We start from the raw sequence: 12448 nt of genomic DNA, 5'->3' as shown, positions 1-12448 counted from the left end.
CCCGAGCACAACCCGTCCACAGCCCGTACGCAGGAAGCTCCCGGTTCCCCCACAGAAACGCCCATCTCGCCCCAGCCGTGACCAATCGGCATCTTCTTCCCCCACGCTGAGTTCCGCACCCCGAGACATGTTGGAGCACCGATGCCCCAGCACGTGCCGTCCTCGCTGCGCGCCGCGTCCCCCACGGTGCCGCAGCACCCCCCGGCGCTCCCCCCACAGCCGCGCCGAATCGTTTTCCTCGCCCATCGAGACCTCGGCAACCAGTCCGCCGGCGGCTCCGAACTGCTCGTCGACCGGCTCGCCGACGGACTGACCCGCCTCGGCCACCAGGTCACCCTGCTCTGCGGCGGCCCCGCGGCCTACCGCGACTACCGGGTCGTCTCCGCGGGTGGCACGCACAGCCACTACCTGCGCGCCCGCTCCGCCTTCGCCCGCCAGGTCGGCGAGACCGATCTGCTGGTCGAGGTCTGCAACGGGGTGCCGTATCTGGCCCCTCTGTGGCACCGCGGCCCCACGCTGTGCCTGGTCAACCATGTCCACACCGACCTGTGGCGGATGCGGTTCGGGGGACCTCTGGCCCCGGCCGCCCGTATCGGGCGAAGACTGGAGCACTGGGCGCTGACCGGTGCGCAGCAGCGGGGTCTGCTGGTCGCGGTGTCCCCGTCCACGGCGCATGCGCTGCGGGCGATCGGGGTCGAGCGGGAGCGGATACGGGTCGTCCACAACGGTGTGGAGGAGCCCGGTCCGCGCGCGGACCGCTCCTCCGAGCCGCTGTTCGTCGCCGTCGGGCGGCTCGTCGAGTACAAGCGGATCGATCTGCTCCTGCGGCTGTGGGAGCGGGTGCGTCCGGTCACCGGCGGCCGGCTTCTCATCGTGGGAGACGGCCCGGAACGCGGGCGCCTTGAGCAACTCGCCGGTCCCGGCGTCGAGTTCACCGGCCATGTGACCGAGGCCGAGAAGCACCGGCTGCTGTGCGCGGCCTGGCTGCTGCTGCATCCCTCCGCGGTGGAGGGATGGGGTCTCGTGGTGACCGAGGCGGCCGCGCGCGAGACCCCGGCCATCGCCTTTGACGTGCCCGGACTTCGGGACTCCGTGATCGACGGGGAGACCGGCCTGCTCGCCTCCGGTGAGTCCTCGTTCGCCGCCGCGTGGTGCACGCTGGCGCTGTCCGGGCATCGGCGGGAGCTGATGGGCAAGGCCGCGCGGGACCATGCGGCCGGGTACCGGTGGGACCGTACGGTGAGGCAGTTCCGGGCGGTCGCGGCGGAGGCCGTGCGGGGCTGGGCGTCGTGACTCCGGTGAAGGACCCCTCATTCCGCCGCTCTCTGGGCCTGTTCCGTGCCTTCATGCGCGAGCAGCAGGACCCCGAGGCCTGCTATGCACTGCTCGCCCGTGACGCCGTCGACCAGGTCGAGGCCTACGACGGACCCGTCACCGGGCGCACCGTCGTCGATGTCGGCGGAGGCAGCGGGTACTTCACCGAGGAGTTCCGGCGGCGCGGCGCCCAGGCGTATCTCTTCGAGCCGGATCCGACCGAGCTCGGCGAGAAACCCCCCGACGGCAGCGTCATCGCCGACGGCTATCTGCTCCCCCTGTACGACGGGGTCGCCGATGTCACCTTCTCCTCCAATGTGCTGGAGCATGTGGCCGACCCGGGGACCTTCCTCAGCGAGCTGGTCCGGGTGACCCGGCCCGGCGGGCTGATCTACGTGTCGTTCACCAACTGGCTGTCGCCGTGGGGCGGGCACGAGTGGGCCCCCTGGCACTACCTGGGTGCCGAGCGGGCCCGCGCCCGCTATCGGCGCCGTACCGGCAGGCCCGCCAAGCACACCCTCGGCGAGAACCTGTTCGCCGTGCACATCGGGCCCACCCTGCGGCGGGTCCGCGCCCGCGACGACGTCACGGTCGTCTCGGCGCGCTCCCGCTACTGGCCCTTCCTCGCGGAGACCGTCGTCAAGGCGCCCGGCATCCGCGAGTTCGCCACCTGGAACCTCCTCCTCATCCTCCGGCGGTGTCCCTCATGACGACCACGGTCCAGGCTCCTCCTCCGGCAGCCGTCCCCACCACCGCGATCATGACGGGCCCCCCGGAGGGTCCGCGGTCGCGGCGCTGGCTGCTGGGATTCTGGGCCGTCGTGTTCGTGCTCCTGCTCGTGGTGCACCCGGGCAGGCAGACCTTCGACACCAAGCTCGGGGTGACCGTCGACCCCGGCCGGTTCCTGTCCGACCTGGGCCAGCTCTGGCAGGACCAGGGAAGCTTCGGCGGCATCTCCGACCAGTACGCCGGCTATCTGTGGCCGATGCTGCCGTTCTACTGGCTGGCCGATCTCATCCGGCTGCCGGTGTGGCTGGCGGAACGGCTGTGGCTGTCGCTCATCGTGTCCGTGGCCTTCTGGGGCGCCCTGCGTCTGGCCGAGCGGCTGCGGGTGGGCAACGGCGCCTCCCGGCTGCTCGCCGCCGTGACGTACGCGCTGTGGCCGGTGTTCACCATCGTCGTCGGCTCCACGTCGGCGGCCGCGCTGCCCGGCGCGTTCCTGCCGTGGGTACTGCTGCCGCTGGTCGACGAGCGCTACAGCGCCCGGGTCGCCGCGGTGCGCTCGGCGCTGATCATCCCGTTCATGGGCGGCGTCAACGCGGCCTCGACGCTGGCCTCACTGGTCCCGGTCGGGCTGTATCTGCTGTCCCGCCCGCCGGGTCCACGGCAGCGCAAGCTGATCGCCTGGTGGGTGCCGGGGGTGATCCTGGCGACCGCCTGGTGGTGGATCCCGCTGCTGCTGCTCGGCGCCTACGGCGAGAACTTCCTTCCGTACGTGGAGAGTTCACAGACCACGACCGAGACCATGGCGGCGACGGAGGCGCTGCGCGGGTCCGGGAACTGGGTGGCCTATCTGCACTTCGGGGACGCCTGGCTGCCGGCCGGCTGGGCGGTGGCCTCCTCGGTGGTGGTGATCGTCTGCTCGGCGCTGGCGGCCGGGCTCGGGCTCGCGGGCCTGGCGAGACGGGACATGCCCGAGCGGCGCTGGCTGGTGCTGACCGTGCTGACGGTGGCGCTGGTCCTGCTCGCCGGGTACGGCGGCGCGTTCGGCGCCCCCTTCCACGGGGTGGTGCAGGACTGGCTGGACGGCGGCCTCGTCCCCTTCCGCAACATCTACAAGTTCCAGACCGGCCTCGCCCTCGCCCTCGTCCTGGGCCTGGCGCATCTGGTCGGTGTGGCAGCCGAGGCGCGCGGTGCCCGTCCGGTGCCGGGCCGGCGGTTCGCCCCGCTGATCGCGGCCGTCCTCGTGCTTCCGGGGCTGATGTGGCCGTACCTCAACGGCTCGATCCTGAACCCGGGTTCGTTCAAGGAGATACCCGACTACTGGTCCGCCACGGCGGACTGGATGGAGGAGTTCTCCCCGGACGCGCGGGTCCTGGTCGTCCCGGCCACCGCGCACGGCATCTACACCTGGGGCTCCCCCATCGACCAGCCGCTCGACGTCGTCGCCGACTCCCGCTGGGCGCAACGCGACTACGTCCCGTTCGGCACCCCCGGCAACCGGCGCGCCATGGACGCCGTACAGCAGGCGCTGACCAGCGGAGCCGAAGTACCGGGCCTGGGCGACTACTTGAGCCGCGCAGGGATCTACTACGTCGTCGTCCGCAACGATCTCGACCCCGACCAGATCGGCAACGTACCGACGACGATCGTCAAGCGCACCCTCGAACAGTCCGGCTACCAGCGGGTGAAGGGCTACGGGCCCCTCATGACCGGCGGGGTGATCGCCCCGGGCACCCCGCTCCAGGTGGAGGGCCTGTATCCGAGGCAGCGGGCCGTGGAGATCTACCAGCCGCCCCAGGACGTGCCGCGGCCGAGGCAGGCGGGGCTGAGTCCGGTCGCGGACACCGCCGTCGTTTCCGGCGGGCCCGAGTCGCTGCTGCCGGTCGCCGGTGAGCTGCGCGGCCGGGCGAGCGTGCTGACCGGGGACAACCACCCGGGGCTCGGCTCCCCGCCGGTGCAGGTGGTCGGTGACGGGCTGCGCCGCGCGGACACCCGGTTCGGTCTCGTCAACGCCAACACGTCGTACACGTACACCCGCGACGAACGCAACGCGCCCGGCGCCGCCCAGGATCCCGGTGAGAAACCGCATCAGATCCTGCCCTCGAAGGGCCTGGACCATCAGACGGTCGCCGAACTGCGCGGCGCCCGCTCGGTGTCGGCGTCCTCCTACGGCAGCTGGCTGTTCCATCTGCCGCAGTACGACCCGGTGAACGCCTTCGACGGCAACCAGGACACCGCCTGGACCGAAGGCTCGCAGAGCTCGGCCGAGGGCGAGTGGCTGCGGATCGGGTTCTCGGAGGAGTACGACATGCCGGCCGCGTTCAAGGTGACGCCGCTGCCTCAGGAGGGTGTGCGGCCGGCGCCGACGCGGGTGCGGGTGGAGACCGAGAAGGGGGCCAGGACCAGCTATCTGGAGCCCAACGGTCTGACCCAGAGCATCAAGGCACCGGCCGGGGCGACGGACTGGATGAAGCTGACGATCGTCGACTCGGTGGCGCGCCGCACGGGCCTGACCGGCGCGGGCTTCTCCGAGATCACCCTGCCCGACGTCCAGGTGACCCGCCTGCTGCGGCTGCCCACGGACGCCGAGAACTCCTCCGCCACCGCCGAGATCATCTCCCTGTCCCGCCCGGCCGACCCCACGGGCCTGTCCGCCACGGGCACCGAGGCGGGGCTGCACCGTCGCTTCTCCACCGGGACGGCGGGGACGTACGAGATCGGCGCGAGCGCGGTTCCGGTGCCGGGTGAGGCGCTGGACCGGCTGCTCTACGAGGTGGCGCCGGAGCAGCGGGACCGGATCGTGGCGACGGCGGACTCGACGGCGCGGCTGGGCGCGGGCCTGTCCGCCCGCAATCTGACGGACGGCGACCTGACCACGGCCTGGATCGCGGGCGACCGCCCCACCATCCGTCTGAGCTGGGAGGGCAAGCAGCCCGTGGGCGAGATCGTCCTGCCCCCGGCCGGCGGCCTGTCCAGCCGCCCCTCCGAGGTCCAGATCAGCTCCCCGGACGGCGCGGTCATCGCGGGCGTCGACGAGAACGGCAACGTCCGCTTCCCGCCGATCACCACGGACCGGCTGGACATCACCATCACGGAGACGGCCCCGCTGACCCTGTACAACCCGTTCGCCGACGAGGACGTACAGCTGCCGGTGGGCCTTACGGAGGCCTACATCCCGGCCCTCGACAGCTACCGCACCCCGAAGCCGGAGGCCGGCCGGACCTTCTCCCTGCCCTGCGGGGAGGGCCCGGTGCTGGCGGTGGACGGCGAGCTGTACGAGACGAGCGTGCGGGGGACCGTGCGGGACCTGATGGAACGCCGCCCGGTGAAGGTGACCCCGTGCCCGGAGGCAGGTCTTGAACTGCCGTCCGGATCGCACCGGGTCGAGGCCGGAGACGCCGGTCCGCTCGTCGTGACGGCGGTGACCCTGACCCGCGGCACGATCCCCGAATCCCCCGCGGCCGGGCGAAAGTTGGGCGTACGGGACTGGCTGGGCGACCTCCGCGAGGTGACCGTCGGCTCGGGCGCGGCTGCCTACCTGACGACGTACGAGAACTTCAACGACGGCTGGCGCGCCGAGCTGAACGGCAAGGAGCTGACCCCGGTCCGCCTGGACGGCTGGCAGCAGGGCTGGCGGATCCCGGCCGGGGAGGGCGGCACGGTGGAGCTGTCGTACGAACCGGCGGTGACCTACGAGGCCGGGCTGATCGGCAGCGGGGTGGGCCTCGCGGCCCTGGTGGGCCTTGCCCTGTGGCGGCGCCGCGAGCCGAACCCGGACGACCCGCAGCCGCTGCCGCCGCTGCCCGGCCTGTGGCTCGGCACGGTGGCGCTGACGCTGGTCGCGGCCGTGATCGCGGGCTGGTTCGCGCTGCTGGTACCGGCGCTGGCGCTGCTGGCCCGGCGACGGCATGAACTCCTGGTGCCGATCGCGCTGCTGGCGCTGGCGGCGGCCGGGGTCGTGGCGGCGGTGGGGGCCGGGGAGCCGGTGCGGGAGTCGACGGGGGCCTTTGGCCCTACGGCTCAACTGCTGGCGCTGATCGGGCTGTTCGCGGCGCTGGTGAGCGTGGGCGAGCGGGAGGAGGAGGCGGAGGAGGTCCGTGGTACGACGGCGGTGCCGAGCGAGCCCGGTTCGACCGCCGTACTGCCGCCCTCCCAGTCGCCGCCGCACGCCACCGGCCCGGAGGAGGATCCGCCGACCCGGCGCATCCCGCTCCGCAAGCCGCAGGAGCCCGCCGACACCACGGGGAGGGGCGAGCCGACGTGACGGCCGTGGACCATCGGGCCGGTCGGACACCCGAGCGCATCCCGTTCCCGGTGGTGGACGAGGTCGCCCGGCACTGTCTCCAGGAGGAGGAGCCGGAGACGGTGCACATCGAGGTGCATCTGCCGGGGCGCCTGGATTCGGACCGCCTTCGCACGGCCTTCGTCGAGGCGCTGCGGCGCCATCCGCGGATCCTGATGCGGGAGGCGCCGGGGCGGTGGTACCGGCGGCGCTACGAATGGGAGCTGACCGGGGAACCCGACGTGGAGGTCGTGAGCTTCCCCTCCCCGGGGCCGGACGCACTCCGGGACGCCCGGACCCGGGCGCTGACGGCGGTACCGCCGCTGGCGGCCTCGCCGCCGATTCGGCTGGAGGTGGTGGAGGGGGCGGGGCCGGCGGAGGGGAGCGAGGCGACGGACGCCGTGGGTGAGGTGGGTTCGCCCGCCTCCGCCGGCGGCGCGCCTCTCGGTGACAACACCGTCCTCTTCCTCACCATCAACCACACGGCCCTGGACGGCCCCGCCTGTCTCCGCGTCCTCGCCACCGCAGCGGAGCTGTACGGCGGCCGCGACAACTCCCCCGCCGCACCCCCGGTCCGGCCCCCCGAAACCCCCCGTCCGCCCACCGGCACCCCCTCCAACTGGTCCCGCCCCGCCCGAGTGGCCCCCGGCACCCCCGAGCCCTCCCCCGGCAACGGCATGCTCGTCACCGAGCTCCCCCTCCCGAACCGCCCCCAGGGCGCCCCGTACACGGTCAACGACCAGCTCATGGTCACCACAGCCCTGACCCTCGCCCACTGGAACCGCGAACACGGCGCCCCGCCCCGCCCCCTGCGCATCACCATGCCCGTGGACGACCGCCCCCGGGACACCACGATGCCCATCGGCAACGGCACCAGGCTCGTCGAAGTCCCCTTCAGCCCCGGCGAGTTGAAGACGACCGACATGACGGAGCTGCTGAGCCGCACCGCCACCAGAACCCGCGCCCTGAAATCCCTCCCCCGCCCCCAACTCGGCCGAGGCGCCGCCCTGCTCACCGCCCCGGTCACCCCCGTGGCCTGGCGAGCCGCTCTCACCCGAGGCCTGCGCAGAGCCGCCGCCCCCTGGACGTCGACGACCCTGCTCAGCAACATCGGCCGTATCCCGTACCCCCTCGACTTCGGCGAGGACGCCGGGCGCGCGCACGCGGTCTGGTTCTCGGCCCCCGCCAGAATGCCCCGCGGCCTCACCGTCACCACCGCCTCCACCGCGGGCCGCCTGCACCTGGCCCTGCGCTGGTCCCGCGCCCTGCTCAGTCACGGCGACGGCGCCCACCTGCGGGACCTGTTCGAGCACTACCTGCACACCACGGAGGTCCCCCAGTGACCACCACCGCACCCCCCAAGGACCTACGGGACTTCTACGAGGACCCCGCCGTCCCCGTCTCCTCCGGCACCCCGCGCAGCCTCCGCCAGGCCCGCATGCTGGCGGCGGCCCTCGGCACCGCCGCCCCGAGCACGATCCTGGACATCGGCTGCGGCGACGGCACCGCTGCCGCCGTGGCCGCCCCCCTCCTGCCCGGCCACCGCATCATCGGCGTCGACTGGTCCCAGGACGCCCTGCGCCGGGCCCGCACCCGCCTCGCGTGCACCCCCGTCCGGGGCGAACTCACCGACGGCGGCCTGCCGTTCAGGTCGGAGTCCGCCGACGCCGTGCTGTTCAGCGAGGTGATCGAGCACCTGGTGGACCCGGACGCCGCCCTGGACGAGATCCGCCGTGTTCTCCGTCCGGGCGGCCATCTGATGCTGTCCACCCCGAACCTGGCCGCCTGGTACAACCGCGCCCTGCTGCTCGCTGGGGTCCAGCCGGTGTTCTCGGAAGTGAGCCTCCGCGCCATCCACGGCCGCCCGGGCAAGGAGGTCGTCGGCCATCTGCGCCTCTACACGGTCCGCGCACTACGGGAGTTCGTCGCCGCCTCCGGCTTCGAGGTCGTACGCCTGGCGGGCGCCCCCTTCCACGGCGTACCGCGTCCGCTGCGCCCGCTCGACCGGCTGGCCTGCTCCAGACCCCCGCTCGCCTCGATCCTCCTGCTGCACGCCCAGAAGACACCCGCGCGCAAGACCTAGGAAGGGACGCAGACCATGTGGTGGGGAGTGGCCGCGGCCCTGTTGGCGAACGTCCTGTACAGCACCGGATTCGTCCTGGAGAAGCGGGCCCTGGCCGCCCTGCCCGAGGTGACGATCCGGCAACCCGCGCGGCTGCTGCGGCTGGTGCTCGGCAGCCCGCTCTGGATCGGCGGCTCCCTCGCCCTCGCCGCCGGATTCGCCGCCCAGCTGGCCGTCTACCGCACGCTGCCGATCGCCGCCGCCCAGGGCCTGTTCGTCTCAGGCCTGGTCCTGCTCGTGCTGCTCTCCGCCCGCCTGCTGGGCGAGGAGACCAGCGGCCGGGAACGGTACGCGCTCGCCGCGATCCTCGCCGCCCTGCTGATGGTCGTGCTGTCGCTGCGCGAGGGTTCCGAGACGGTCAGCCAGGAGGCGCCGTATCCGCTGATCCTGCTGGTGTGCGTGCCGTCGCTGGCCGGTGGCGTGTGGCTGTACAACTCCGCCGAGCGGCGCACCCGGCACCGGCACCGGCTGCCGACCACCGGAGTGGAGTACGGCGTGGCGGTGGGCCTGCTGTACGGGGTGAGCTCGCTGGCCATCAAGGGGGTGTCGAGCCATCTGACGGCCGACGGGCTCGGCGGCGCGCTGCTCGGTCTGCTGCGCTCGCCCTATCCGTATCTGCTGCTGTTCACCGGCGCGTTCGGCCTGGTGATGTCGCAGGCGGCGCTGCAGCGCTGCCGGGCCTCGCTGATCGTGCCGGTGTGCACGACCGTGACCTGCCTCTATACGGCGGTGCTCGGCACGCTCTCGTTCGGCGAGGCGCTGCCGGAGGACCCGCTGCGGCTCACGCTGCGCATCGCGGGCATCGCGCTCGCCATCGCCGTACTGCTGTCCATGCCCCGGCACGACCAGCCGGCGCGCACCCAACCCCCCATCGGCACCAAGGAGTTGACCCCGCCATGAACCCCGACGACCCACTGCTGCGGATCCTGGCCTGCCCGCTCGACAAGGGCCCGCTGCATCTGCTCCCGCCGGACGGTCCCGCCGATCCGGGCGAGGCGCTCTACAACCCGAGACTGCGCCGCCGCTACCCGGTCATCGACGGCATCCCGCAACTGCTGCCGTCCTCCGGGGAGCAGGTCGGCGACGACGAGCACGAGGCGCTCCTCAAACGGATGGTGACATGACCACGACCCTCGCGGCCCGCCTGGCCCCGTTCCTTCCGGTCCGGCTCGTCGCCGCGACCGCCCGGGCCGTCTACCCCCGCTTCGAACCCGAGCTGGCCCGGCTCGCCGAGCTCTGCCCGCCGTCCTGCGGCACGGCGGTGGACGTCGGCGGCTGGTACGGCCCGTGGACGCGGCGTCTTTCACGGCGCGCCCGCCAGGTGGTGACCGTCGAACCGGTCCCCCGCCTGGCCAAGCTCCTCGCCTCCGGCGCCCCGCCGAACGTCCGGGTGATCCAGGCCGCCGCCTCCGACCGCCCCGGCACCGCCCGCCTCTGGCTGCCGTCCGGCGACGGGGGCGACCGGGGTGTGTCCTCGCTGGTCCGCCGGGACATCCACGGCCGCGCCCTGGACGTCGGCTGTGTCACCCTCGACGAACTCGGGCTGCGGGACGTCGGCTTCATCAAGATCGACGTGGACGGCAGCGAACTGGCGGTCCTGCGCGGCGCGACCGGCATCCTGGCCCGCGACCGCCCGGCCCTGTTCGTCGAACTGGAGTGCCGCATCCAGCCGATCGCCCCGGTGGTCACCTACCTCTCCCTGCTGCGCTACACCGGCTGGGTGCTGCCCGGCGACAGCTGGGTCCCGCTGGCCGGCTTCCCGCTCAAGGCCCACCAGGCCGAGGCCCAGCACGTCGTCTCCCGGGGCCTGCTGCGCCGCGTCCTGCCCGGCGGCGGCCCGCGGTACGTCAACTCGGTCCTGTTCCTGCCGGACGGCCGCCGCCCCGGCGGACCGGTGCGCGACCATGGATCGCATGCCGTCCACCAACCCCTTCGGCCCGCTCCACTTCCAGCTCGTCCTGCTGCGCCGTATGGCCGACCACAACCCGGACCTGGTGGAGGACGCCCGTCGTGAACTGGGCGTCTCGATCACCGACATGCGGGAGGCGAACAAGAAGTGGCAGGCCATGGTCCGCTCGCCCCGCTCCCGCGCGGCCTCACGCTACCGCTCGGTCCTCGGCACACCCGAGTCGGTGATCACACGGAAGGTGGGCGACCTGGAGTGCGAGGCCTTGCTGTGGCCGCTCCCGCTCTGGCCCACCCTGCGCTTCGAGGTGCTGCTGGCCCCGAACGGCGCCGTATGGAACGCATGGCTGGTCCGGGCCCCCGGCGCCGAGCCCCCGCTCCTGCGCACCCTGGACGATCTGACCCCCTGGTCCTGCACGGTCGACGAGGCGGCCCGCGCCTTCGCTCCCGCCCGCCCGCTGGAGGGCTCGGCGCCCACGCGCTGGGGCCTGGCGTTCACGGCCCCGGACGCGGACGGTGCACGGCACGCGTGCGTGGCGGAGTTCTCGTGGGGGCTGCTGCAACGGGTGGCGGTCGATCACCGTATGGATACGAACGCAACTGATCAGCCCTGACTTCACCTCATCCGAAAGGCACCCCCGACCCGAACATCGCCGATCATCCGGGAGGCCACGCCCGGGCTGTGCCTAATGTCGCCGTATGGAGCTTCCCGAGCGGACCGTCCCCGTCGAGCGGCTGCAACTGGGCGACCACGCCTGTCTGGAGGTGGGTGACGGCGAGTCGTCGTGGGCGGTGTTCACCGCCTACACCCGTACCAGCCTCGCCCGCCAGGAGAAGGTCCTGCTGGTCATGGACCCGGACGACCTCCAGGACGACGAGGTGGTCGCCCTCCTGGACCAGGGCGGGATCGAGGCCACGCAAGCACGCGCGAACGGCCAGCTCTCACTGAAGCGCACCCCGCAGATGTACCTCCCCGACGGCCGCTTCCAGAAGGAGCGCACGATCGAGGCCTACCGGGCCGAGGTCGAACGCGCCCACCAGGAGGGCTGGGCCGGGCTGCGGGTGGCGGCCGACATGAGCTGGGCACCGAAGACGGGCCTCGACGACGACATCCTGCTGGACTACGAGGCCTCGGTTGCCCCGCTCTTCGCGGACCCGCTGTTCACCGCGATCTGCTGGTACGACCGACAGCGCTTCGGCCGAACCCTGCTGGACGACATGGCCCGGGTGCATCCCCTCCGGGTCACGGACGGCCCGGCCACCCGCACGGACTTCGTCGAGATCCTGCGTGCGGCCGTGTCCCGCAAGGACACCCGTACCGTCCTCGACCTGCGCGACCTGTGCTTCATGGAAGCCTCCTGCGCCTGGCAGCTGATCGCCCTCGCCGGCTCCCTCCCACCCGGCAGCGAGGTCACCGTCCGCTGCGGGGAACTGCTGGCGCTGGTCCTGCGGCAGCTCGGTGCGGAGGGGGTGCCGCAGATGGTGCTGGACGTGGTGGAGGAGGCGGTGAGGTGAGCGTCAGACCCCCGTCTCCACCGCATCCGCCACCACACAGCTGACGTTGTCCGGGCCGCCCGCCTCGTTCGCCGCGGCGATCAGGGACCGGGCCCCGGTGTCCGGGTCGGGGGCCGTGGTGAGGATGTCGCGGATACGGGCGTCGGGGACCACCGTGGAGAGGCCGTCGGAGCAGAGCAGGTAGCCGGTCCCCAGGTGCGGCGTCCTGGAGGCGGAGATCCGGGCGCTCCGCCGCCGGGGAGAGGGACTTCAGGAGCAGGGCGCGCTGCGGGTGGGTCACGGCCTCCTCCGGGGTCAGACGGCCCTCGTCGATCAGGGACTGCACCACCGTGTGATCGTGGGTGATCCGGAACAGGCCCCCGTGACGCAGCAGATACGCCCGCGAGTCGCCGATGTGGACGAGGACAAGACCGGAGCCCGTCCACAGCAGGGCCGTCAGGGTCGTACCGGCGTCCTCCCTCATGCCGTGCGCGGCCTCCTGGAGCGCCTCCTCCAGGAGGTTGACGAGGGCAAGACCGGAGCCCGTCCACAGCAGGGCCGTCAGGGTCGTACCGGCGTCCTCCCTCATGCCGTGCGCGGCCTCCTGG

At 72.8% G+C, this 12448-nt stretch carries 10 protein-coding genes and 1 pseudogene; 10 read left to right on the top strand and 1 reads right to left on the bottom strand.

What is annotated here, in order from left to right; genetic code table 11:
• The first annotated feature begins 141 nt into the window (after positions 1 to 141).
• The 10 genes from RMT89_RS27560 (at position 142) to RMT89_RS27515 (ending at position 11861) form a co-directional block, all read left to right on the top strand.
• Positions 142 to 1293, top strand: a complete 1152-nt coding sequence (locus RMT89_RS27560; protein WP_315886482.1) for a glycosyltransferase family 4 protein — start codon at positions 142 to 144, stop codon at positions 1291 to 1293.
• A 53-nt stretch (positions 1294 to 1346) separates the two neighbouring features.
• Positions 1347 to 2024: a class I SAM-dependent methyltransferase gene (locus RMT89_RS27555; protein ID WP_315886481.1), complete on the top strand. Its 678-nt coding sequence runs from the start codon at positions 1347 to 1349 to the stop codon at positions 2022 to 2024.
• Positions 2021 to 6301 carry an alpha-(1->3)-arabinofuranosyltransferase family protein gene (locus RMT89_RS27550; protein WP_315886480.1) on the top strand — a complete coding sequence of 1427 codons (4281 nt, stop codon included), beginning with the start codon at positions 2021 to 2023 and terminating at the stop codon, positions 6299 to 6301. Before RMT89_RS27555 ends, RMT89_RS27550 begins: the two co-directional genes overlap by 4 nt.
• Complete coding sequence (locus RMT89_RS27545; protein WP_315886479.1) at positions 6298 to 7662, top strand: condensation protein; 1365 nt, start codon at positions 6298 to 6300, stop codon at positions 7660 to 7662. Before RMT89_RS27550 ends, RMT89_RS27545 begins: the two co-directional genes overlap by 4 nt.
• Complete coding sequence (locus RMT89_RS27540) at positions 7659 to 8402, top strand: class I SAM-dependent methyltransferase (RefSeq protein WP_315886478.1); 744 nt, start codon at positions 7659 to 7661, stop codon at positions 8400 to 8402. The genes RMT89_RS27545 and RMT89_RS27540 overlap by 4 nt, the downstream gene beginning before the upstream one ends.
• A gap of 27 nt (positions 8403 to 8429) precedes the next feature.
• Entirely contained in the window at positions 8430 to 9341 is a 912-nt protein-coding gene (locus RMT89_RS27535) for a hypothetical protein (protein WP_315886533.1), read from the top strand.
• On the top strand, positions 9338 to 9565 hold the full coding sequence (locus tag RMT89_RS27530; protein ID WP_315886477.1) for a Trm112 family protein: 228 nt from the start codon (positions 9338 to 9340) through the stop codon (positions 9563 to 9565). The genes RMT89_RS27535 and RMT89_RS27530 overlap by 4 nt, the downstream gene beginning before the upstream one ends.
• Positions 9562 to 10455 carry an FkbM family methyltransferase gene (locus RMT89_RS27525; protein WP_315886476.1) on the top strand — a complete coding sequence of 298 codons (894 nt, stop codon included), beginning with the start codon at positions 9562 to 9564 and terminating at the stop codon, positions 10453 to 10455. The genes RMT89_RS27530 and RMT89_RS27525 overlap by 4 nt, the downstream gene beginning before the upstream one ends.
• Positions 10355 to 10960, top strand: coding sequence for a hypothetical protein (locus RMT89_RS27520; RefSeq protein WP_315886475.1), 606 nt, complete (start codon positions 10355 to 10357; stop codon positions 10958 to 10960). Before RMT89_RS27525 ends, RMT89_RS27520 begins: the two co-directional genes overlap by 101 nt.
• An 85-nt stretch (positions 10961 to 11045) precedes the next feature.
• Entirely contained in the window at positions 11046 to 11861 is an 816-nt protein-coding gene (locus tag RMT89_RS27515; protein ID WP_315886474.1) for an MEDS domain-containing protein, read from the top strand.
• Between the two features lie 3 nt (positions 11862 to 11864).
• Here RMT89_RS27515 and RMT89_RS27510 read toward each other — a convergent pair.
• A pseudogene (locus RMT89_RS27510) lies at positions 11865 to 12448 on the bottom strand (PP2C family protein-serine/threonine phosphatase); the annotation flags it as partial.

Source organism: Streptomyces sp. P17 (genome assembly GCF_032436805.1).
Lineage (GTDB): Bacteria > Actinomycetota > Actinomycetes > Streptomycetales > Streptomycetaceae > Streptomyces.
The sequence above is the reverse complement of the archived record's forward strand: the minus strand, read 5'-3'. Positions and strand labels throughout refer to the sequence as shown.

What these genes read in the sequence shown, in the direction of transcription:
- RMT89_RS27560 (WP_315886482.1), top strand. Translation starts at nt 142, where the DNA reads ATGCCCCAGCACGTGCCGTCCTCGCTGCGCGCCGCGTCCCCCACGGTG.
- RMT89_RS27555 (WP_315886481.1), top strand. Translation starts at nt 1,347, where the DNA reads ATGCGCGAGCAGCAGGACCCCGAGGCCTGCTATGCACTGCTCGCCCGT.
- RMT89_RS27550 (WP_315886480.1), top strand. Translation starts at nt 2,021, where the DNA reads ATGACGACCACGGTCCAGGCTCCTCCTCCGGCAGCCGTCCCCACCACC.
- RMT89_RS27530 (WP_315886477.1), top strand. Translation starts at nt 9,338, where the DNA reads ATGAACCCCGACGACCCACTGCTGCGGATCCTGGCCTGCCCGCTCGAC.
- RMT89_RS27525 (WP_315886476.1), top strand. Translation starts at nt 9,562, where the DNA reads ATGACCACGACCCTCGCGGCCCGCCTGGCCCCGTTCCTTCCGGTCCGG.
- RMT89_RS27520 (WP_315886475.1), top strand. Translation starts at nt 10,355, where the DNA reads ATGCCGTCCACCAACCCCTTCGGCCCGCTCCACTTCCAGCTCGTCCTG.
- RMT89_RS27515 (WP_315886474.1), top strand. Translation starts at nt 11,046, where the DNA reads ATGGAGCTTCCCGAGCGGACCGTCCCCGTCGAGCGGCTGCAACTGGGC.